14 protein-coding genes and 1 riboswitch are annotated in these 21,656 nt (G+C 41.5%); of the genes, 4 read left to right on the forward strand and 10 right to left on the reverse strand.

The features are described from left to right. Nucleotides 1-46 precede the first annotated feature (46 nt). Nucleotides 47-3,019, forward strand: a complete 2,973-nt coding sequence (locus L1D46_RS01875; RefSeq protein WP_239976659.1) for a DUF3857 domain-containing transglutaminase family protein — start codon at nt 47-49, stop codon at nt 3,017-3,019. Here L1D46_RS01875 and L1D46_RS01880 read toward each other — a convergent pair. From L1D46_RS01880 to L1D46_RS01900, 5 genes are all read right to left on the reverse strand, one after another. Then, nucleotides 3,016-6,465 (reverse strand): PAS-domain containing protein, encoded by a 3,450-nt coding sequence (locus L1D46_RS01880; RefSeq protein ID WP_239976661.1) that lies wholly within the window; start codon nt 6,463-6,465, stop codon nt 3,016-3,018. The two genes, L1D46_RS01875 and L1D46_RS01880, sit on opposite strands and share 4 nt — an antisense overlap. Nucleotides 6,466-6,881: 416 nt before the next feature. Continuing rightward, a complete protein-coding gene (gene ylqF / locus L1D46_RS01885) occupies nt 6,882-7,835 on the reverse strand; it encodes a ribosome biogenesis GTPase YlqF (protein ID WP_138558098.1) in 954 nt (317 codons plus the stop codon). Between the two features lie 108 nt (nt 7,836-7,943). Beyond that, nucleotides 7,944-9,170, reverse strand: coding sequence for a HAMP domain-containing sensor histidine kinase (locus L1D46_RS01890; protein WP_239976663.1), 1,227 nt, complete (start codon nt 9,168-9,170; stop codon nt 7,944-7,946). Next, nucleotides 9,170-9,847: a response regulator transcription factor gene (locus L1D46_RS01895; RefSeq protein ID WP_205987940.1), complete on the reverse strand. Its 678-nt coding sequence runs from the start codon at nt 9,845-9,847 to the stop codon at nt 9,170-9,172. Before L1D46_RS01895 ends, L1D46_RS01890 begins: the two co-directional genes overlap by 1 nt. A gap of 36 nt (nt 9,848-9,883) precedes the next feature. Continuing rightward, on the reverse strand, nt 9,884-12,268 hold the full coding sequence (locus L1D46_RS01900) for a TonB-dependent receptor (protein WP_239976664.1): 2,385 nt from the start codon (nt 12,266-12,268) through the stop codon (nt 9,884-9,886). A gap of 272 nt (nt 12,269-12,540) precedes the next feature. Here L1D46_RS01900 and L1D46_RS01905 point away from each other — a divergent pair, with 272 nt between their 5' ends. Both L1D46_RS01905 and L1D46_RS01910 read left to right on the forward strand, forming a co-directional pair. Continuing rightward, nucleotides 12,541-13,077, forward strand: a complete 537-nt coding sequence (locus L1D46_RS01905) for a YaeQ family protein (RefSeq protein WP_138558096.1) — start codon at nt 12,541-12,543, stop codon at nt 13,075-13,077. Nucleotides 13,078-13,085: 8 nt separating this feature from the next. Further along, the gene (locus tag L1D46_RS01910; protein WP_239976665.1) at nt 13,086-13,691 is read left to right on the forward strand and encodes an alpha/beta hydrolase; all 606 of its coding nucleotides are present in this window, start codon (nt 13,086-13,088) and stop codon (nt 13,689-13,691) included. 4 nt (nt 13,692-13,695) lie between these two features. Here the strand turns inward: L1D46_RS01910 and L1D46_RS01915 are convergent, their stop codons facing one another. After that, a complete protein-coding gene (locus L1D46_RS01915; RefSeq protein WP_054562952.1) occupies nt 13,696-13,905 on the reverse strand; it encodes a hypothetical protein in 210 nt (69 codons plus the stop codon). A gap of 364 nt (nt 13,906-14,269) precedes the next feature. Here L1D46_RS01915 and L1D46_RS01920 point away from each other — a divergent pair, with 364 nt between their 5' ends. After that, nucleotides 14,270-14,743, forward strand: a complete 474-nt coding sequence (locus L1D46_RS01920) for a Dps family protein (protein WP_167658259.1) — start codon at nt 14,270-14,272, stop codon at nt 14,741-14,743. A 58-nt stretch (nt 14,744-14,801) separates the two neighbouring features. Here L1D46_RS01920 and L1D46_RS01925 read toward each other — a convergent pair whose 3' ends face one another. The 4 genes from L1D46_RS01925 to L1D46_RS01940 form a co-directional block, all read right to left on the reverse strand. Continuing rightward, complete coding sequence (locus L1D46_RS01925) at nt 14,802-15,203, reverse strand: hypothetical protein (protein ID WP_130050210.1); 402 nt, start codon at nt 15,201-15,203, stop codon at nt 14,802-14,804. Between the two features lie 67 nt (nt 15,204-15,270). Continuing rightward, complete coding sequence (locus L1D46_RS01930; RefSeq protein WP_239976666.1) at nt 15,271-17,349, reverse strand: S9 family peptidase; 2,079 nt, start codon at nt 17,347-17,349, stop codon at nt 15,271-15,273. A gap of 275 nt (nt 17,350-17,624) precedes the next feature. After that, the gene (locus L1D46_RS01935; RefSeq protein WP_167658261.1) at nt 17,625-18,194 is read right to left on the reverse strand and encodes a chitin-binding protein; all 570 of its coding nucleotides are present in this window, start codon (nt 18,192-18,194) and stop codon (nt 17,625-17,627) included. 105 nt (nt 18,195-18,299) lie between these two features. Beyond that, nucleotides 18,300-18,383: riboswitch (cyclic di-GMP riboswitch) on the reverse strand. Nucleotides 18,384-18,518: 135 nt separating this feature from the next. Then, nucleotides 18,519-21,656, reverse strand: a complete 3,138-nt coding sequence (locus L1D46_RS01940; protein WP_130050207.1) for an efflux RND transporter permease subunit — start codon at nt 21,654-21,656, stop codon at nt 18,519-18,521.

Below are 21,656 nucleotides of genomic sequence, written 5' to 3' on the forward strand. Positions count from 1 at the left end.
ATTCAGTAATTTGTCATATAAAACTAAACGTAATTAGAAAACAACAATGAAATGGATGCACTTACAACTTAAGGTACTGGCTGTTTTTTTATTCTTTGTGAGCTGCTTTGCAGCCGCTGAAGATTATCAGGTTGCACCTGCAGCTAACTGGGTAAAACAACATAAGTTACTAACCCCTGAGATTCCTCGAGACCAAATAAAAGACGGGACTTTCTACCTGATGCTCGACACTCAGCTTCAGGTATCTGAACAAGCCCCACAGCAACGCTTTAATCGCACTGTAATGCAGGCAGTCAATCAGTCGGGGGTTGATTATATTAGCCAGCTAAATATTGATTTTGACCCAAACTATCAATCTCTTACGCTCAATAGTTTAGGCATTATTCGTGACGGCCAATATATAGATAAACTAAATAGTGCCGAGCTTCAGGTGTTACAGCGCGAGACCGACTTAGCAAGTCGTATATACAATGGCACCTTAAGCCTAAATGTCATTATTGATGATATGCGGGTCATGGATATTTTAGATTACAGCTATACGGTTTCGGGCAGTAACCCGGTTTATCAGCACTTCAGCACCATGCGTACACTTAATTGGTCTGTGCCGATAGTGCAGCAATTTATGCGGGTAAAGTGGCAAAAGCCTACGCCCTTATATATCAACTTTATGAATGGCGAGTCGCCAGTTGCTAAAACCAAGCTAGATACGGGTTTTGACTACCAAATTAGCCAACACAATGAGCCGACCCTTAGCTCTGCAAGCGAAGTACCGCATTGGTATTCGCCTTACAAGGAAGTGTATTTTTCTGAAGTAAATAATTGGCAAGAGGTAGTCAATTGGTCGTTACCTTTGTACCAATCAGCCATCGAAGTAAGCCCTACTATTGAAACAATTGCCCGTCAAATTAAGTTTCAACATGCCGATTTAGAGTCTCAAATTGTGGCTGCCCTGCGCTTTAGCCAAGACGAAGTACGTTATTTGGGCCTAGAAATGGGCACCAACTCGCATCAGCCTACTCCTGCATCAGAAACCTTGGCACTGCGCTATGGCGACTGTAAAGACAAAACCGTCTTGCTCATTTCTTTACTTAAAGCGCTCGGCGTAGAGGCTCATCCAGCTTTAGTTAACACCGAAGACAGAAAACGTACTGCCAGCTTACCGGTCTCTCCTAGCTTGTTTGACCATGTCATTGTCACCTTAGAGCACCAAAGCAAGCGCTATTGGCTTGATCCGACCATTTCGTACCAGCGCGGCGATTTAGCACATTTAGCTCAACCGAACTACGATGTCGCGTTAATCATAAAGCAAGGTGAGACAGGCTTTACAGATATGTTCACAGAGCCTGCCCTAAAACGCATACAGGTTTTTGATAGTTATCAGATCCCAGAAGGTATTGATGAGCCAGTTAGTTTCTCAACTCAATATAAATACGGCGACTTTGAAGCAATTAACCGCCGCAGCTCAATCGCTGAAAACAGCTTAAAAAGCATAGAAGATGATTACCGCGAATATTATCAAGATACCTACAAAGGCTTAAAAACAGCCAAACCTATGCTGGTTGAATCTCCAGAAGACACCGGTCAGCTAATTACCAATGAGTACTATACTATTGATAACTTTTGGCGACCTAAGGGTAATGATTTTCAAAACGACTTTTACGCCAGTGAAATTCAAAACTCAGTTTATAAGCCGGAACAGCGAGAACGTAACAATGCACCAATATGGTTTCGTTACCCAAATAATATCGAAACAACCATAAAGGTTACGTTTACGGATACTAATTGGCAGTTTAATGATGAGCAGGTCACAGTCGACAACCCATTTTTTCATCTCGAAAAACGCGTGACATTTAAAGACTCGGTGTTGACCTTATACTTTGATTACAGTGCGAAACAAGATCATATTCCAGCCGATCAAATAGACCTTTACCTAAGCGAGCGTAAAAAACTCAATAACGCGACCCATTACGGCATCATTAAATACGGCACAAATAGCGCCACAACCACACCAGCGGATGACGAAACCAACTGGTATAGCGTTTTTATTTTAAGTTACTTGGCGGCAATCATCTTTTTCATCGCGGCTTGGCGTATAGAAGCAAGTAACCGCCCAGTTTTTGCTGAGCAACAGTTCTACCCTGTCAGTAACAGTAAGTTTGTTATTTACAGCTTATTGAGCTTAGGAATATTCATTCACTACTGGAGCTATCGCAACTGGAAAGCAATAAAAGAGCAACAACAAAGCCATATTATGCCGATTGCCCGAGGGATATTTGCACCACTGTTTTTTATTCCGTTGTTACTTGAACTTTGCAAGCACAGCGAACAAACCTTTGGCAAAAATAAGATCATGCCCGTCGCGGTTGGGTTCGTGTTATGGCTGGCGATTATCATTTCTGAAATCGTAAGCTATAACTGGGAATATGGTAGTTGGCTGTTTTTAGTTATACCTATTCTATGGTTGCCACTGGTTAATTACATTCAAAACCTCAAGCAACCACAGCAGGCTCTTGAGTACCACTCTCAGTGGCGAGCGAGGCAGGTTATCATTTCGATATTCATGTTGCCTTGGTTATTTTATGGCTTAATTTATGAGCTATATTTGTTGCCAAGCTCAACCATAGTAACCGGTGACAAGCTTTGGTCTTATCAAGTTAACTTTTTAAAAAGAAAAGAAATTATTCCTGCTAACGAGAATGTACATTATTTTTATAGTGACGCATTTTTCGATTTTAAAACTGATGGAAACGGCATCACAGAAAACACCATTTTTAGTTACTGGGAAAATGAGCAAGGTGTGCTCGAAAAAGATCAACGCCGCTTTAGTGACATTAAAGAGATCAACGTTGATTATGCTAAAAGCGCCCTACTAACCTCTACGCTAACGGTCATTGACCACAATGGCGATGAAATGCTGTTATTTTTGAGCCATGAAGATGACTTAGATAAGAAGTTTGTCGCTGAGGTAGAGCGCTTAATTAAAGCTAATACCCCAGCAACTGAGCAAAACGCAGATTAAGTCAGTCGCTTAATCATGCGTTTTAAAGCGGGCGCTTTCAGAGGCTTATAAAGCAATGGATAGCCCGCATCTAGCACTAACTCGCGTATTCCTTCGTCATGATTCGCGGTATTCACTATGGCAGGTAAGCGTGTTAGTGCAGCTTGCTCAATCACTTCAAGGCCCGTTACCCCATCATCAAGCTGATAATCAATAATCAACAATTGCGGCAGGGCTTGGCTTGCCTTTAACTGCTCAAGCTCCGCTAAGTTAGTGGCCGTTGATATTTCGCAGCCCCAATTTTCGAGTAACTGCTTTAATGCCTCTAATACGTTTCGGTCGTTATCAAGCAGCCAAATGCGCAATTGCCCCAGCTCTGTTTCTTGTGATGCCTCTGCCCCTTTCGCTTGCGCTGGCGCAGCGCTCACTCTACAAGGCAGAGTGAGGGTAAATTGCGTGCCTTTACCAAGCTCAGATCCCATCACTAAGGGGATTTTAAGTAAGTCACATATACGTTTAGTGATTGCCAGCCCTAAGCCTAAACCCTCGGCGCTTGGTTTTGCGCCAAGCTGTTTAAACTCTTGGAAAATAGTTTGTTGATCGCTCGATGCAATACCGATCCCTGTGTCTTCAACAATAAAGGATACATGGTCGTCGTCGTACTGCATTTTTAAGCGCACTTCACCTTGCTCGGTATAACGAATCGCATTACTCAAAAGGTTACGCAGCACTCGTCGCAGCAGCGCTTTGTCGGTATGCAAGCGCACATCGCAGGTTTCAATAATAAACTTTAAGCCTTTTTCGCGGGCAAGGGCTTCGTAGTCATTACGCAGCGGCTCAACCAACGAGCTGGCAGCAAACTCACTCATTTGTACTTTAAACGAGCCGGAATCGAGCTTAGTTAACTCTAAAATACTCGATAACAACTCTTCGGCACTGCCCAGTGAATTCTTAATATTCATCGCCAGCTCTTTAAGTTCAGTATCTTGGGCTTTTTCATTCATTAAAGAACAAAACAAGCTCGCAGCATTGAAAGGTTGCAGTAAATCATGGCTGGCAGCGGCAAAAAAGCGCGTTTTACTGACCGTTGCTTGCTCCGCCACTTGCTTTGCCATCGACAACTCTTGGTTTGCTTGGGTCAGAGCTAAGGTGCGTGCCGCTACTTTTTCTTCAAGGCTAACATTTGCTTCGGTTAACGCTTTTTGTTGTTTTACGAACTCGGTGATGTCGGTATAGGTTGTTACAAAGCCGCCACCAGGCAGTGGGTTACCTTGCATTTCAAACACACGCCCATCATTGTGCGAGCGCTGATATTTATAAGCACTACCTTGGCGTAAATAAGCTAAGCGTTTTTCGACTTCGCTGGTCATGCTCTCACCGCTAAATAAGCCGCGCTCGGCATTAAATCGAATAATATCAGCTACTGGGCGGCCAATGTATAAAGCATCGTCAGGATAAGCGAACATGCTTTTATAACCCTGGTTCCAAGCAACAAGACGCAGCTCACTATCAACCACACTAATCCCTTGTTGAATATTTTCGATTGTTGACTGCAATAAATCACGATTAAACTTAAGTACTTGGCTCGCTTCATCAACAAATTCAGCAACCTGCTCTAAAGGCTGACGCTGCTCATTTTTAGCCACATCTAAAATAAGCCGTGCTGATGCTCCCCCAATCACCGCTGACATCTCGCGCTCAACTAATAGCTCTAACTCAACATTGGCAGGACGCTTCCACTTACTTTTATCATCCGGAAAGTAATGATTTACCAAAGACTGTGCAGCTTCTTTTTCGGCAAATCGCTGCATTAGCGCGCCTAAGTCATGGTAACTCAAAGGCTGTAGATGATTACTCACTCGAGAATCACTAAGCTGAGAAACAAACTTATTGCTCTGCAAACGCTCAGCCAAAGTTGCACGACTAAATAACGGCACTAGGAAATACACTAAACAGTTCGCACCTAACGATAACAGTAGCGCCTGGCTGATGCTTTCCATACCTAAAGAGAATAAATCAATAGGTGCTAACCAGCTTATTCCCCAAGGTCCATTCTCAAGCCATAAGCTATCGCTACCTAAACCTCCAGCGATATTCGGCAGTAAAAGTGTGTAACCCCAAATAATAAAGCCGCTCAAAATCCCCAGTTGCGCACCACGACACGATGCTTGTCGCCACCATAAGCCAATGATCATGGCCGGTGAAAATTGCGCGACTAAGGTAAACGACATCAAACCCACATTTGCAAGGGTTGTGCTTTCACCCAGCACTCGGTGAGTAAAATAACTAAGCAATAAAATCAATACGATAACGATTTTACGCGCATGTAATAGGTTGTTTTTATCAAGCCCGCGGCTACTCGATGTAAGTTGAGAGCGGCGTAAAATAAACTGGTTAATAAAGTCATTGGTGATCATCACTGAAAGCACAATTGATGACACTATCACCATACTGGTTGCCGCTGAAAAGCCACCTAAAAAGGCTAATAACGCCACAAAGGCATCATCAGCTGCCATAGGTAAAGCTAATACAAAGGTGTCGTAACCGACTTCTTGGCCTTGAAAGTAAATTAATCCGGCGTATGCAATCGGTAGAATAAACAGATTAATGAGTAATAGATAAATCGGAAATAGCCAACGTGCCGAGGCCAGTTCTTTATCGTTATTTTTTTCGATAAAGCTCATGTGGAATTGTCTTGGCAAACATAAGGTCGCCAAAATACCGAGTAAAGTATGGGCAACATACACATAGGTTGGACTTTGCGTGGCAGCCACTTGCTGATCAATATTTAGATCTCGGGCTTTTTCAAACAGTGCTACAGGACTGTCGAACAAAGCAAAACAAACATACAAACCCACCGCTAAAAACGCCAATAACTTAACCACTGACTCAAAAGCAATACTGGCTATCAGGCCTGGGTTATGCTCACTGGGTTTTAAGCGCCGAGCACCGAACAAAATAGCAAAAAGTGCCAACACGATGGTGATATAAAAAGTACTATCGGCCCACACTTCGTGGCTTTGCATCATTGAGCGGTTAGTTAGTAAATTAATACTTTGTGCAGTTGCACTTAGCTGTAAAGAGATATAGGGCACAATCGCAATCACTGAAATAAGTGAAATTAGCCCAGATAAGCTAGACGACTGACCATATCGCGTAGCGATAAAATCAGCCATCGAGGTTATTTTTTGTTGCCTACAAATATGCGCTATACGGCAATACACTTGCCAACCAAAAATAAATAGCAAAATGGTGCCGGCATAGGTCGGTGCCAACCACCAGCCGTTATACGCAGCTTGTGCGGTAGTACCAAAAAACGCCCATGAAGTGCAATACACCCCAAGAGACAAACCATAGGTTAACCCTTTGAAGGGTAATACTTTTCTTTTATCAGCCCACCCAGCAACCGCAAATAAAATTGCCAGATACACAATTGCAAGAAGGCTTATTGACCAAATTGAGAACATCGTATGTGATTATTTTAATTGTTATAGCCCCCAGCATAGTTTTTATTGCTAGTAATTTACAGCCTAACTTTAGTGCTAATGCACTGTATTACAGAAGGTTAAAAAACAGATACAAAGAAATGAGAATTATTTTTAATTGAGTATTGACAGATATTCAAATCTAATTGATAATCAATATCAACAAGACAACGAAGTACTTGTTCGGAATAAACTGATTTGTTTCTCGACCCTGAAACACGTGTGGCCCACGATAAAGCTAAGATCGCCTGTTGCTAATCGCAACGCCCCTTGATGTTGGCAACAGGTGGTCGCCCTACTATTTTACTTGCTACATTGCTCATATCGGTGACGGTAGATATGAAACTAAAAAAGCCCTTATAGGGCTTTTTTTATGTCTAAAACAAAACGACGAGTTATTAACGGCGGTTTTTACGCGCACGCGCTCGGCGTTGCTTTTTTTCTTCTTCTTTAGCTGCTTTTTTAGCCTCAGCAGCAGCGCGAAGCTGAGCAACCATTTGCTCTTCTTCTTCTCGCATAGCCGGGGTTTCCATGGTAATACGGCCAATAATGCCATCGCGTAATTCATTAATAAGAATTTCAGACATTTTGTAAGTATCGATTTGATTACCACCGCGGATACAGCCACGCTTTTTACCTGCCATTTCAACAAACTCCCAGTCAGACTCTGGTAGCTCATCAATTTTATAACGGCTTTTTAAAAGCTCTGGGTATGCATGCAATAAATATTCAGCGGTGTAACTTGCCACTTCTTCATAATCGATAGCGGTATCACGAATTGCACCGGTTGCACCTAAACGATAACCTGAGTTTTCGTTCTCTACTTTCGGCCATAACATACCCGGCGTGTCGTAAAGCATAATACCATCGTCAAGCTTAATACGTTGCTGCGCTTTTGTTACCGCAGGCTCATTGCCTGTTTTTGCCACAATACGGCCAGCTAAAGTATTAATAAGTGTTGATTTACCAACATTTGGAATACCCATGATCATGGCTTTAATTTGTTTATCGGCACCCACTTTATGAGGCACTAATTTTTTACAAAGCTCATTAATACGGTGCACTTCACCTGCTTTATCATTACCAAAATCAATCGCTTTCACACCACTTTGCTGCTCAAAGTAGTCTTTCCAAGCTTGCGTTAACTTAGGATCAGCCAAGTCCGCCTTATTCATGATTTTGATCACCGGCTTATCGCCACGCAGCGCAGTAACCATTGGGTTTTCACTACTATAAGGAATACGGGCATCAAGTACCTCAATGATCACATCCATCTGTGGCATGATTTCTTTAATTTCGTTGCGGGCTTTGTTCATGTGACCCGGGAACCACTGTATTCCTGCTCTACTCATTAGATTATTAAGCTCTTTATTTTAAAGGCTAACGCCATGGGGATTTTGCTGATAGGTATAGTTTACTACATCAAGCAGGATTGTTTAAAAATAAAATCACGCCTTCCATCACCACGAAAGACGAGCGACTACATGCGCTGTATCTGCATGCAGTGAGAATGACCAACCATTGCGCTCACATAAGCGTTGCACAATACCTAAACCTAAGCCATAGCCGTGAGAAGCTGTTTCAGTCGCCGTATGCTGGGCATCACCGCCACTGAACTGATTGGTGATTAATAATTCATGCTCTTTAATCAAAATTGCAATCGGTACCTGTCCTGCAAGGGTATGCTCAAACGCATTTCGCACCAGGTTATTAACCGCAATAGAAAATGCCTGTGCATGCCCATAAATTATGGGGTTGGCAAGCTCATCAAGTTCAACACCAACGAGTTTACCGTTTAACAAATAGCGTTGCTGCTCTACTGCTTTTCTTACCAGTGGCATTACTAAAAACTGCTCATCATACAAGCCATCATCAGTTTCACGAGCAAGACACAAAAACATTTCGATCATTTTATTTATGTCGTATGTTGCCCGCCTTACACGATCTATCACCTTCATATCGGCAGGAGTCAATTGGCTTTGCTCTAAAAGCTCTAGGGCGCCGGTAATGACTGTCACTGGCGTGCGCAATTCATGGCTTGCTGAGTCTGTAAAATAGCGTTCTCTTGCTATGAATGCACTAACTCGCTCAAAAGCCTGCTCTATTGTAATTGCGAGCATGCCAACTTCATCATTTGTATATCGGTTAGCATCTATACGCTTGTAATCTTCGTTTGATAATTGCTCAGGATCAATGTCGGCCACAGCTTTAGCAAGTTGAGTTACGGGAGCCAAAGCTCGACGCATCACAACAATTCCAAGCCCAAAGCCTAGTAACCCCAATGTTCCTACAAGGCTGCTAATAATGAATAATAACCACCAATCCTCTGACGAAGAAGCCTCAATCTGCGCGACATCAAACACTACAAACCCATGTGACTGCTCATTACCTGTATCAATAACGGCAACATGTAATTCTTCGCTATCAAATTCATACAACCCAACTGCTGGATTTGTTTGCGCCCACGTTTGAAGTGATTGAGGTAAGTTATCTACTTTATCGTACGCCTTAAGATTTGTAGTAATGGCAGGGTAGTTATCTGATGCAACTTGCAATTGCTGGGTTAGCACTCGATCTTCACTCAATCTTATTGCAGCAAAGAAAGCAAAACCCCATGCAATACTCAGCACAGCCACACACATTGCAAATGCGATAGCGACACGTTTGTGCAAACTATGCCGATACATTATTGGAAGTCCTTTGCAATTCGATAGCCGATACGGTGCACAGTATGAATCAATGGCGTATCAAATGGTTTATCAATTGCCTGTCTTAACTTGTACATGTGCGAACGAAGCGCATCACCATCAGGAGGCTCATCTGCCCATAATAAAGTTTCGAGACTATCGCGTGTAACAACAGAAGGAGATACCTCCATTAACCGCTGCAATAACTTCATACTTGCAGGATTAAGCTCAATAAGCTGGCCAGCACGATATACTTGCAAGGTGGACTTATTCATCGTTAGATCAGACACAGTCAATACTTTGTTGGTATTGCCGTGACTCCGCTTATAAAGAGCTTGCAGGCGCACATGTAATTCTTGCAATGCGAATGGCTTTACCAAATAATCGTCGGCTCCTACTGCAAATCCTCTCAGTTTATCATCAAGCGTGTCTCTCGCAGTGAGCATAAGTACAGGTGTTTCAACGTCAGCTTCAGCTCGCAACTTTTGACAAAAGTGTAAGCCATCCATCCCTGGAAGCATTAGGTCTAAAACAATGACATCAAACTTGTTGTTCATCGCTAGTTGCATTGCACTTATACCGTCATAAGCAAAGTCCAAGAGATAACTGTGCCTTTCTAGATACGCAGCAATATTCGCACTAATGTCACGGTTATCTTCAACAATCAAAGCTCTGATCGGCTCAGTATTCAAAGCATCTAGCATTTTTATTCCTTACCAAGCGTAATCAAATCGCAACCCGATCAGCGGTTCAGCTTCGCTATCGTCAACGACTTCAATTCCTCGGCGGTAATCAAAATCAGTGTCATCAGCTGATGAAGCTGCCGTGACATTTATAACATCAAGAAAGGCGGTAACATCAATAGGACCAAAGGCACGTCGGTAATCTACACGAACATTCAATGAGCCTGATCCTTCTTTGCGGCCAACATTACGCTCTATAATTTCCTTAGAGTAACGTAAAGGCTGTCCTGGCCCCAAAACATCTTCATGTACAATAAATATGTCATCTGGTCTGCCAGAAAGGTATTTATATCGTCCAGCAAGCTTCCAACGGTCACTTATCTCCCATGTCAGCCCTAACGTGGCAACATGTTCACGGCTAAATTCAGCAGCTACGTCACCAAAACCATCCTTTCGGTCTACGACCGCATCATTGTAAGAATAGGTTGCACTGGCGTAAAGACCTTCGAAAATAGTAGCATTAAGCACAAAATCAGCACCATATGAAGTACCATCACCATCATTTGCATAAGTTCCACTGGTACGGTCTAGGTCAACCACTAAGTTGCTAAGCTGCTGATAATAAACTTCCGTTAGTAATGACCAGTTGGCATTAGGGAAATATTTAAAGCCAAAACTCGTATGGGTTATTTTTTCAGTTTTAAGATTATTAGTCTCGTTAGCCGCGAGTTCTAAATATCGCGGTGACTGATGAAATAACCCCGCCGTTGCAAAATACCTTACCTTTTGACTTGGCATCCAGTTAATGCTGAATCGAGGTGATATAAAACTTTCATCAGCAAACCCATCTCGTTCAAATCGTAAACCTGTACCAAAATCCCAATCACCCATTTCAAAAATTTGTTCTATATAGCCTGCATAGTTTACTTCTTTCAAAGACGTGACTGAATTAAGGCTTTCAGGTGTTAGTACAATAAACTTTTGCTGTGAGTCAGGTCTATAATCGTCACTATCATAAACAAACCGATTCCATTCACCATCTAAAAATGTGCTGTAATCTAGTTCAATTTGCGTAATTCGGGCACCGACGCGCAACATCCCTAATTGATTTTCTACCTCAAAATCACTTCTCCAACCAATTTCTGTTTCACCTTCAGATATAGTAATAATGTCTTCTCGACTAGGGTATTCAGAAGCTGGCGTTCCCTCGGGCACAAGATCTGGATAAGCCTCACCTTCAGAGCTCAATTTATCACTTTTTCGGTAGTAAACTTTATTAGTCAAAACAGCGGTTTCACCAAGCAACGTGGTCAATGTTAAACCATACAGGTCACTATCTTGCTCGGCATTTTGCAATGCAGTATCTTCAAAATTAGGTGATTCAGAAACATGCTCAACGCCACGAGTATATTTCTCATGCGTATCCATGAGTAACACTTCAAAAGTGTTATTTTGATTAATGGGTATCACTGATTTAAAAATAATATCCCTTAAAACAGGTTCACCAATATCTAGCTCTTCGATAGTTTCAAACAAGGCACCAAAATCTAGCCGCCTTGCAGAAAAAAGCATAGTTGCTTCATCAGTGATATTTATAGGGCCGTCATAACCAACTTCATAACCAGCAAGGTCGTAGCGAAAACTTGCAGATGGGCTAGGGTTACCATCGGCCACTTCTAGCTTCAGCAAAGATCCTGCACGACCACCATAAGCTGCTTGCCACCCGCCGGGGGAAAATTCTGCTCCATTTATTACATTTGGGGCAAATATAGAAAAGCGACCACCGCCTCCTACATCTTCCTCTTCACCTAACGTCGCATCAAAGTGAATAGCTTTATCAAAAGGAAAATCATCAACAAAGAGTAAATTATCTCTTGGGCCTCGACCACGCACACTAAAACTTGCAAATTCACTGTCAGATGCGACACCTGGCAATCCATCTAGAGAAAGTAGTGGATCTGCACCTCCTCCCACGGCACTTCGCAGAGATTCTCTGTCGAGATAGGTGCTAGAACCTGAAGTAAATGTATCAGCTTGTTGGGCTCTTACTTCAACTACCTCTATGGCTTGTTCTCTAAGGTCAAATTCAACCTTCGTATTTTTTCGTGTTACAACGCGAATACTTGGTTCGTATAAAGCCGCAAAACCACTTTTTGTAATCTTTATTGAGTAAAGGCCCGGATCGAGTTGTTCAACAACAATACGCCCTTGTAGATCAGTTTGTAAGGTTTGTATTGCAGAGGTTTCTCGTTTCTTAAGTATGACTTGTGCGTTTGGAAGTGGTCGATCTGTAGTCTGATTTTTGACAATAACCGTTATTGCCCCCGGCTCTTCTACTGCGTAGGAGTAAAATGCCAAACTACTCAACAATAGCCATGCAAGTGACCAGAGTATCTGTCTAAATTGTTCTCTCATAATTGCGTCCCTCTTGGCATCAACCATGATCTTGATTTCAATAACTTGCACATACTTTCATCCTCCCAAATAGCCCTAATTATTGAATTCGAGTTAATCAACTTTAGACGTTAGCAAAGTAAATGTGACTAAAATGTCACCGAAGTAATTTAGGTTTACGAATACCGCTTGTGATAATAAATAAGGATTAACCTAGAGTTTCGCTGGAGATATTTAAGTGTCGGTAAGATTAATTGCGCTATAATGACGCAAATTTTTTCAAGTAAGCAATTATGGCTCTTAAATCAACCATTATTAAAGCGCAATTATCGCTAAGCGATATGGACCGCCACATTTATCAAGATTTCAATTTAACACTGGCACAACACCCATCAGAAACCGAACAACGCTTGATGATCCGCTTGTTAGCTTTTGCACTTAATGCTCGTGAAGGCTTAGAGTTTACGAAAGGCTTATGCGCAGATGACGAGCCTGAGCTTTGGCACATTAACTACAGCGAAGAAATTGAATTATGGATTGAGCTTGGACTACCTGACGAAAAGCGCTTGAAAAAAGCCTGCAATAAAGCCAAGCAAGTTGTTTTGTATACTTACGGTGAAAATAACCAAGCAATTTGGTGGCAAAAACATCAGCCTAAGTTGTATGATTTTAAAAACTTGAGTATTTTTAGTCTCGATTATGCTGCTACTCAGGCATTAGCAGAGTTAGCCGATCGCAATATTAAGCTCACCATCACAGTTCAAGATGGCGAAGTATGGGTTAGCTCAGATACAGCAAATATCGAAATTAAACCGCAACAGTTAATGTAAGGAATGCGATGGCAATTAGGCAGGTTGTAGTATTACACGGACTTTATATGTCGGGCTTTGTGATGCGTCCACTGTGCGCGCGCCTTGAAAAGTCAGGTTTAAAAATACTCAATTTGACCTATAACACGCTCTCTCCCGATAGAGCGGCAATTTTCGATAAGATTGATCGCTTTATCGGTGGTAAGCCGACCGCCTTAGTTTGTCATTCTATGGGCGGCTTGGTTGCTCGCGCTTACTTAGAGGCCAATTCTCTTCAAAGTCGCCATGTCGAAAAGGTGATCACCTTAGGCACCCCGCATAAAGGCAGTCATATTGCTAAGCAAATGCAGCAAAAGGGCTTTGAAATGCTGTTAAAAAACAGTGTGGAATTTTTATTATCAGAGAATGGGGATTGGCCGTTTGATGCCAAGCTTTATAGTATTGCAGGCGATTTACCAATAGGTCTAATGCCGCTTATTGCCAAAGGTAGTATCTCTGATGGTACGGTGTTGATGGATGAAACCAAACTCAATGGCATGGCAGAACACAAGGTGTTTCATTTAAGTCACACCAGTATGATCTACTCACGCCAAGTGATGGATTACATTATTAAGCTTATAAATCAAAGTGAGTGATACTTTAATCTTCAGCACTTGCAGCCACTTTATATGAGATTAAAACGATGATCCCTAAGATCAGTGGCACAGGTGCAGCAATGTAGCCAAAGGTATCAAAATTTGCGAAGCTAGCCCCAGCTAGATGACCTACCAAACCGATAACAAATGCAAGTAATGCAATCACTACAACAACTATTTCAGCTTTGCTTTCTTTAACTGTTTTACCGTCCATTTTTCTTCTCCTGGTTAAATGCGGTAAAGTCATTATGCGCTTCTGGTTCGTTGATTTTTTGACCTAAATCAAGTTCTAAATCAGCGTGTTTGTAAGCAGGTGCAAACTTTGTTTTAGATCATACTTTCTGCCTAATTTTTGGATATTTATTAAATAAGGTAGATTTTTTGCTCAGTTGCCCCAAGTCTATATAAAAGTAATTCAAAGTTATGTTGATAGTGCATAAATGGAAAAAACCAACCTTTGATAGTTAAAACCTATCACCGTGTTCGAATTAAACCATTTTACAGATTAATCAAGATGACTAATACTTAACGTCAAGCACTAGCAAGTTAACACTTAACGGTTTTTTAAGGAGCAATCTATGTCACAGGTAAATGCAATTGGTTTAAACAGCGCAAAAAGTGAAGACATCGTAAATTCACTAAACTCTTTACTAAGCTGCTACCAAATTCAATACATGAACGCACGCGGCTTTCATTGGAATATCAAAGGTCGTAACTTTTTTGAATTACACCTTAAATTTGAAGAAATTTATAACTTACTACTTGAGAAAGTAGATGAAATTGCAGAGCGTATTTTAACTTTAGGTGGTACACCTGTACATGCATTCTCTGAGTACATCGAAGATAGCAAGATTAGTGAAGCAAAAAACATCACTGAAGGCACTGCTGCAGTAGAAAATCTATTAGCAGGTTACAGCACGCTTATCCAAATGCAGCGTGAAATTTTAGCACAAGCAGGTGATGCAGACGACGAAGGTACAGCATCATTAATGGGAGATTACATCAAAGAACAAGAGAAACTTGTTTGGATGCTAAAAGCTTACCTTGATTAATATTCAGAATTGACACGAAAAAGCCCTCAAATGAGGGCTTTTTTATATTCAGAAGGTATTACTTTAACCACTTTCTTAAATTATCGTACTCGGGTCTTGCTTGAAAAAAGCTTTCAGCATCTGGGTGAAAATTAATATCCATCTCTACACCTGACCAAACGGTTTCTAACAAATTGCGAGCAATAATATTTGCTTTAATATAGTCAACACGTTTGTAACCCCGCGCTTTTACGGCCTGAAAGTAAGCCCTTGCAATCTCAATACTATCAGCAGTCGCTAATTCAAATTGCTCCAAATTAACCACGGCATACTGAATTGAATGTTCAGGGTATTTCATGATTTCTTGACCAACTTCGATACTAAATGAAGCAACAGCTTCTTTGTTAAAGCTGCCACTAATTTCCACATAAATCACCGGCGGCTCAACAAAATAACGCCAATCACCATGGGCTTTAAACATGCTCACCCCTTTGAAATACAACTTAAGTTTTATGCTTATAGCATCTATTCACTTATTTATCTAAGTCTTAATTTGGTAATAAAGCAATAAAAAATGCCATTTCTAATGCCTTTTCTTCAAGACTTTTAAAGCGACCCGATGCACCACCATGACCTGCATCCATGTCGGTTTTGAACACCAAGATGTTGTCATCGGTTTTAAATTCACGCAGCTTCGCGACCCACTTCATTGGCTCCCAATATTGTACTTGAGAGTCATGGAATCCGGTGGTGACGAGAATATTAGGATAAGCCTGGGGCTCGATATTATCGTAGGGCGAATAGGCTTTAATCACATCATAAAACGCCGGGTCATTTGGATTCCCCCACTCGTCATACTCATTCGTTGTAAGTGGAATACTCTCATCAAGCATAGTGGTTAACACATCTAAAAATGGCACATGGCAACCTATCCCTAAATAAAGCTCAGGCGCTTGGTTGACCACAGCTCCCATTAGCAAACCACCAGCACTACCGCCCGATGCAAATACCTTATGCGGGTGTGCATAGCCTTGCTCAGTAAGCGCACGAGTAACATCAATAAAGTCACTAAAGCTATTTTGCTTATGTTGCTTCTTTCCTTGCTCATACCAATGGCGACCTAGCATTTCTCCACCACGAATATGGGCAATCGCATAAACAAAGCCACGGTCTAGTAAGCTTAATGAGCTACTTGAAAAGCTAGGATCGATGGTAATACCGTAGGCACCATAGCCATATTGCAACAGCGGGTTAGTACCATCTTTATTAAATTGATCAATACGGTAAACCAATGACAATGGCACTTGCTCGCCATCTCTTGCTCTAACCATTAAACGTTCTGAGCGATAATGCTCTGGATTAAAATCCCCAAGCACTTGCTGTTGTTTTAATAAGGTTTTGTTACCTGTTTTTAAATCAACATCATACAAAGAGCCCGGTGTTGTTAAGCTTGAATAATAAATACGTGCAGAGCTCACATTCGGCTCAGGGTTCATTGCAATTGCAGCATAATAACAAGGGTCATCAAACTCTAACGTTAAGCGCTGAGCATGCTGATTGACCACCACAAAACGTGTTTGACCTAGCTCTCGTTCTGTAAGAATAAGAAAATTATCAAAAATCTCGACTCCTTCTAACAACACGTTTTCACGATGTGGAGTATGCTCTTGCCAACGCGTTTTATCGGCAATAGTGCTTTGCGTTGCAGTCATTAAGCGAAAGTTTTTCGCTTGCCAGTTCGTCACAATATAGAAGGTATCACCCAGTTTATCGACATCAAATTCATGGCCTTCTTCGCGAGGCATTAATGCGCTGAATTCACGCTCAGGGTTATTAGCGTCAAGCACCCACATATCATTTGTTTCTGTGGTTGCAAGATCAATAATAATTAGGCTTTCATCACGGCTTTTTCCTAGTCCCATAAAGAAGCTTTTATCTTGCTCTTCGTATACAAGTACGTCATTTGCTTGTGGCGTACCTAAAACATGGCGGTAAACTTGAAAACCCAACAGGGTTTGTAGGTCCTTTTTCACATAAAAAACTGTTTTATTATCATTAGCCCACACCACTTGACCTTCGGTATTTTCGAGAACATCGCTAAACATTTCACCACTGGCGATATTTTTAAAACGCACAGTATAAATACGGCGGCCCTCAGTATCTTCAGAATAGGCAAGTAGCTGCTCGTCAGGGCTAATTGCAACCTCGCCTAGTTCATAAAATTCGTAGTCAGCGGCTAATTGATTTACATCTAACAATAACTGCTTATCACGCGCTTCAATTGAACTGCTGCGATAATGACGTGCATATTCATCATCGCCTCGTACTTCTGAGTGATACCAATATTTGCCATCTTTAACGGGTACCGTGTTGTCATCTTTTACAATACGGCCTTTTAACTCATTGAATAACTGCTCACGAAGTGGTTTTATGTCGGCTAGTTGCTTATCGCAATAGTCATTTTCAGCATTTAAATGCGCTAATACATCTGTATTTTCACGCTCATCATCACGCATCCAATAATAATTATCGGTGCGCGTCTGTTGGTGAGTAGTTAATTGGTGTGGCTGTTTTTTTGCAACAGGAGGATGCGCTAATAAAGACAAAGAATACGAATTTGACGACACAAGAAAAAACCAAAATAAAAAACGAATTGCTGGCAGTTTATCACAGAATTATACCAATCAGCTTAATTAAGTAGTCTATTTTGAGGCAATAAAACCTCGTTGATAACAAGGCAAAAATTTCGTTATTTAGTTGTTCTAAATGAGAAATTTTTAACGCAGTTAGCGGCAGGTTTAATCCCTCAAAATGATTAAGTATTATTGCGGGTTGGTATTAAAAAAGCCCACTCAAATTGAGTGGGCTAAGCAATGCTAAAATAGCATTTAGGGGGAAACTTTTAATGTGAAACTTGCTGCCAAGCCATAGCCCAGCTTTTTCCTACACCTGGTTCAAATAGCGGGTTGTGTGAATCTTTAACACGACAAAACTCGCTAAATGGCCATGGTTTACACATATAAATATGGCCTGTTTTAGGTTGTAAAACCTTAATTCCTGCACTGTAATCGTTGCATGCTTGAGGATAAACATAGTCATAATCTTGCAGACTATCTTTTACTCGCTCTTCACACTTGGCGATACAATTAAACGCCACTTTTACATGTGTAATGCCCGAGCCTTCAAGGGCATAAATTTGGTTTGAACGGTACGCAACCACTAAACCTTGTTCAGTCATTTTGCCCGCTTTTACTAGCGGAATATGCACGTTTATATGCTCAGCAACAGAACGTGGCCAATTATGAGGCTCACCCTGATCGGAGCTGCTGATCGGGTATTCGAATGATAAATCGACTAGCTCTCCTTGCATGTCATAAAAGGTCACAATCACCCTATCACCAACAAACAGTTGGGTATGATGATTCAAGCAACCAATCGGCAACCACTTCCCGGAGGCCATTGACGTATGCATAAACAAAATATCACCCTAAGAACAACTAATAGGTATTATCCAACAACCGAACAAAAAATACTTTTAGTTTGAGGCAAGTGAACCAAAGCACTAGATTATGTGCTTATCAGCGGCCCCGCTATCATAGTATAAAACCTTAGACCGGAAACTTTGCGTCCTAACCTTTCAGTTAGTTTGCCAAAAACAAGGTTGAGTATAATCGTGACCGAATCACAAATCAAACAAAAGAATGTAACCAAACATCTTATATAGCAAATAGTTACTAGAAATGCCTGAGATACAAAAAAGCCAACCGCTTGGTTGGCTTTTAAACTGATGAGACTTTTAATCTCTTGCTAGATTTCTTCTTGTCACTACTCTGTGGCCTGCACGGAATATATTCAAGAAGCCATTACCTATATCACTCATAACAATATACAAACAAGGTACTAGTACTAAAGTGATTAGGGTTGCAAACATAACCGCAAAACCAAGTGCGACAGCCATCGGAATTACAAATTTAGCTTGCAGACTAGTTTCGAACATAATTGGTAAGACACCGGCAAAGGTTGTAATTGAAGTCAGGGTGATTGCCCTAAAACGCGCACAACCTGCTTCAATAACCGCTTGGCGAGTTGAAATACCTTCGCGGCGTGCTTGGTTCACAAAGTCGGTCATAACTAACGAGTCATTAATTACAACACCCGCTGCAGCAATCAAGCCAAAGCCTGACATCAAGCTAATATCTAAGCCAAACCAGAAGTGGCCCCAAATAGCACCAGTTAAGCTAAATGGAATAACCGACATAACAATAAGAGGTTGTGAATAGCTTTTAAGCGGCACTGCAAGCAAGATATACACTAAAATCATACCGCCTATGAAGAACATGATTTGCTCGTTAGCTTGCGCTTGTTGTTCTTCAATAGAACCACCTAGCTCAGTTTTAACTGATGGGTATTCTTCTTTTAACTGCGGTAATAAGTTCTCATCAACTTGCTTAACAACTTCACCCGGTTCAATCGCTTCTTCATCGATACTGCCGTAGATATACACAGTACGATAGCCACCTTCACGGCGAATATAGCTAATACCAGGCTTTTCGTTCAGTTCAACAACATCACCCAGCATCACCTCTTGGCCGGCAGGCGTTGTAATCACGGCATGCTTTAATGATGCAAACGCTTCACGGGTTAGTTTAGGGTAACGAACCATGACACGCACTTCTTCGCCGCGACGAATAACACGCTGTGCTTCACCACCATAGAAGCTTGCGCCTACTTGGTTAGCAATATTGGCAAGGTCTAAACCTAGATCGTATGCCACAGGTTTTAAGCTTAATTGTACTTCTTTGCTCGCCGGATCGATGGTCGAACTAATATCAAACAAGCCTTTTTGCTGTTGTAATAGTTGGATAAAACGACGACCAGCATCATTTAAGGTATCGATATCTGGGCCGTACAGTAAATAACCAAACTCACCATCCATACCACCACCATTCACGTCATCGTAAATTTGCAGTGATTTCACGCCAGGGATACTTGGCATTTGTTCACGCCAACGACGAGATAATTCAAACGCGTTGTACGGACGCAACTCTTCGTCTACCAACGGAGCAAGTAACTGTGCTTCAGTACGACCTTGGTTGAACACTAAGATATCGCGAATAAGCTTTTGACCAAATTCTCGCTCTGTCTCTTGGTCTACTTTTTGCACCATGGCTTCTATGTCACGAATAGCATTGATTGTTTGTATATCAGATGCATTTTCATTCATTTCTAGGCGAATTTGCGGGAAGTCATGAGGTACTTTTGGTGTTGGCACCACTCGCACTTGGTTTGATGAAATTAAGCCAAACGTCAAAATCAATAAACCGATAAATGCAAATAGAACAAACCAACGCCACTCTACACAAAGCTCAATAAAACGTTTATATGGACCATTAACAAAGCTAAAGAAACGTTTGTTAAAACGAGCTCGCCAGCTATTGGGGTTAATTGGTGGAAACTTAGTATGAGCAATGTGAGCGGGTAAAATAAGTTTCGATTCAATCAAACTAAATATTAGGCACAAAATTACCACAACCGCGATACCGAAGAAGAATGCGCTCTCTGGTCCACTTGATAATGTAAATGGTGCGAACACGGCAATTGTTGTTAAAACACCAAATGTTGCCGGGGTAGCAACACGCTTTGCGCCATTTACCACGTTCACAACACCACCGCCTTTTTTCTCAATTTCGGTATAGGCGCTCTCTCCTATTACTATGGCATCGTCGACCACGATCCCGAGTACCATAATAAAGGCAAATAACGACACGATATTAATACTGATACCAAATAATGGCATCATCATCATTGCACCTAAGAAACACACAGGTAAACCAATCATTACCCAAAGTGCTAGCTTAAAGCGTAAAAAGATAGACAACATAATGGCAACCAAGATAGCACCTTGAATTAGGTTGGTTTTCATCATGTCTAAACGTGCGTTAAGGTAGTAGGTCATGTCCATTAATGGCTCTAGACGTAGACCCGCTGGTAACTCTTTATTCTTTTGTTCGATAAACGCTTTAACCGAATCAGCAACCGGGATCATATTTTGTTCTTTGGTTGCTTTTACTGATAAATAAACGGCATTTTCACCATTAAATTTAAAGTAACGCTCACCTTCAATGAATTGGTCTTTGATTACAGCAATATCGTTTAAAAGCACTTTAGCGCCATTAGCACCAATTTTTACTGGGATCTGGCGGAACTCATCACCGTTATAATATTGGTTTTCAACGCGCACCGAGATAATACCTGCGTCAGTACGTAATTGACCTGCTGAAATATTAGCAGAGTAACGACGCACAGCACTGGCCACATCACTCAGTGTAAGGTTGTATTGACGCAGAGAGTCAGGATCGATTTCTATCGCAATTTCATCGAGTGGTACATCATTTTGTACAAGTGATACATTTGATAATTGCAGTAATTCATCTTCAATTCTGTTTGCAACTGGCTTTAGCTCAGTAAGCGGAATATCACCAACGAGCGTCATACCGATCACGTCCTGGCGAAATTCAACCTGGCTGATGGTGACAGGCTCCATTCCCGCAGGGAAAGTAGCAATACTGTCTACACGTAGTTTCACTTTATCGAGAACATCGGTAAGTTCTGCGTCAGTGTTGATCTCTAAACTCGCACGGCCACTATTTCGAAACGAGCGATATACACCACGCTTAATCTCGGTAACGTCTTTTAGTGACTCTTCAATTTTGATCAGAATACTTTCTTCAATTTCCTGTGGCGAAGCACCCGGATAATTGGCCTGTACTTCAATATAGTTAATTTCAACATTCGGGAACATCTGGCGTTGAATAGTGAAATAACTAATAATCCCCATGATGATGATAAACACCATCATTAAGTTCGCAGCGACCGAGTTATTGGCAAAATAGGCAATAAGGCCAGACTGTTTTTCTGTGTTTGTATCAGTCAT

It is taken from the genome of Pseudoalteromonas sp. Isolate3, assembly GCF_022398505.1.
Taxonomy (GTDB): Bacteria; Pseudomonadota; Gammaproteobacteria; order Enterobacterales; family Alteromonadaceae; genus Pseudoalteromonas; species Pseudoalteromonas apostichopi.

Bases quoted from the DNA above. Each gene is read 5' to 3' on its own strand.
- L1D46_RS01875 (WP_239976659.1), top strand. From the start codon at position 47: ATGAAATGGATGCACTTACAACTTAAGGTACTGGCTGTTTTTTTATTC.
- L1D46_RS01880 (WP_239976661.1), bottom strand. From the start codon at position 6,465: ATGTTCTCAATTTGGTCAATAAGCCTTCTTGCAATTGTGTATCTGGCA.
- ylqF (WP_138558098.1), bottom strand. From the start codon at position 7,835: ATGAGTAGAGCAGGAATACAGTGGTTCCCGGGTCACATGAACAAAGCC.
- L1D46_RS01890 (WP_239976663.1), bottom strand. From the start codon at position 9,170: ATGTATCGGCATAGTTTGCACAAACGTGTCGCTATCGCATTTGCAATG.
- L1D46_RS01900 (WP_239976664.1), bottom strand. From the start codon at position 12,268: ATGAGAGAACAATTTAGACAGATACTCTGGTCACTTGCATGGCTATTG.
- L1D46_RS01905 (WP_138558096.1), top strand. From the start codon at position 12,541: ATGGCTCTTAAATCAACCATTATTAAAGCGCAATTATCGCTAAGCGAT.
- L1D46_RS01910 (WP_239976665.1), top strand. From the start codon at position 13,086: ATGGCAATTAGGCAGGTTGTAGTATTACACGGACTTTATATGTCGGGC.
- L1D46_RS01915 (WP_054562952.1), bottom strand. From the start codon at position 13,905: ATGGACGGTAAAACAGTTAAAGAAAGCAAAGCTGAAATAGTTGTTGTA.
- L1D46_RS01920 (WP_167658259.1), top strand. From the start codon at position 14,270: ATGTCACAGGTAAATGCAATTGGTTTAAACAGCGCAAAAAGTGAAGAC.
- L1D46_RS01925 (WP_130050210.1), bottom strand. From the start codon at position 15,203: ATGTTTAAAGCCCATGGTGATTGGCGTTATTTTGTTGAGCCGCCGGTG.
- L1D46_RS01935 (WP_167658261.1), bottom strand. From the start codon at position 18,194: ATGCATACGTCAATGGCCTCCGGGAAGTGGTTGCCGATTGGTTGCTTG.
- L1D46_RS01940 (WP_130050207.1), bottom strand. From the start codon at position 21,656: ATGACTGATACAAACACAGAAAAACAGTCTGGCCTTATTGCCTATTTT.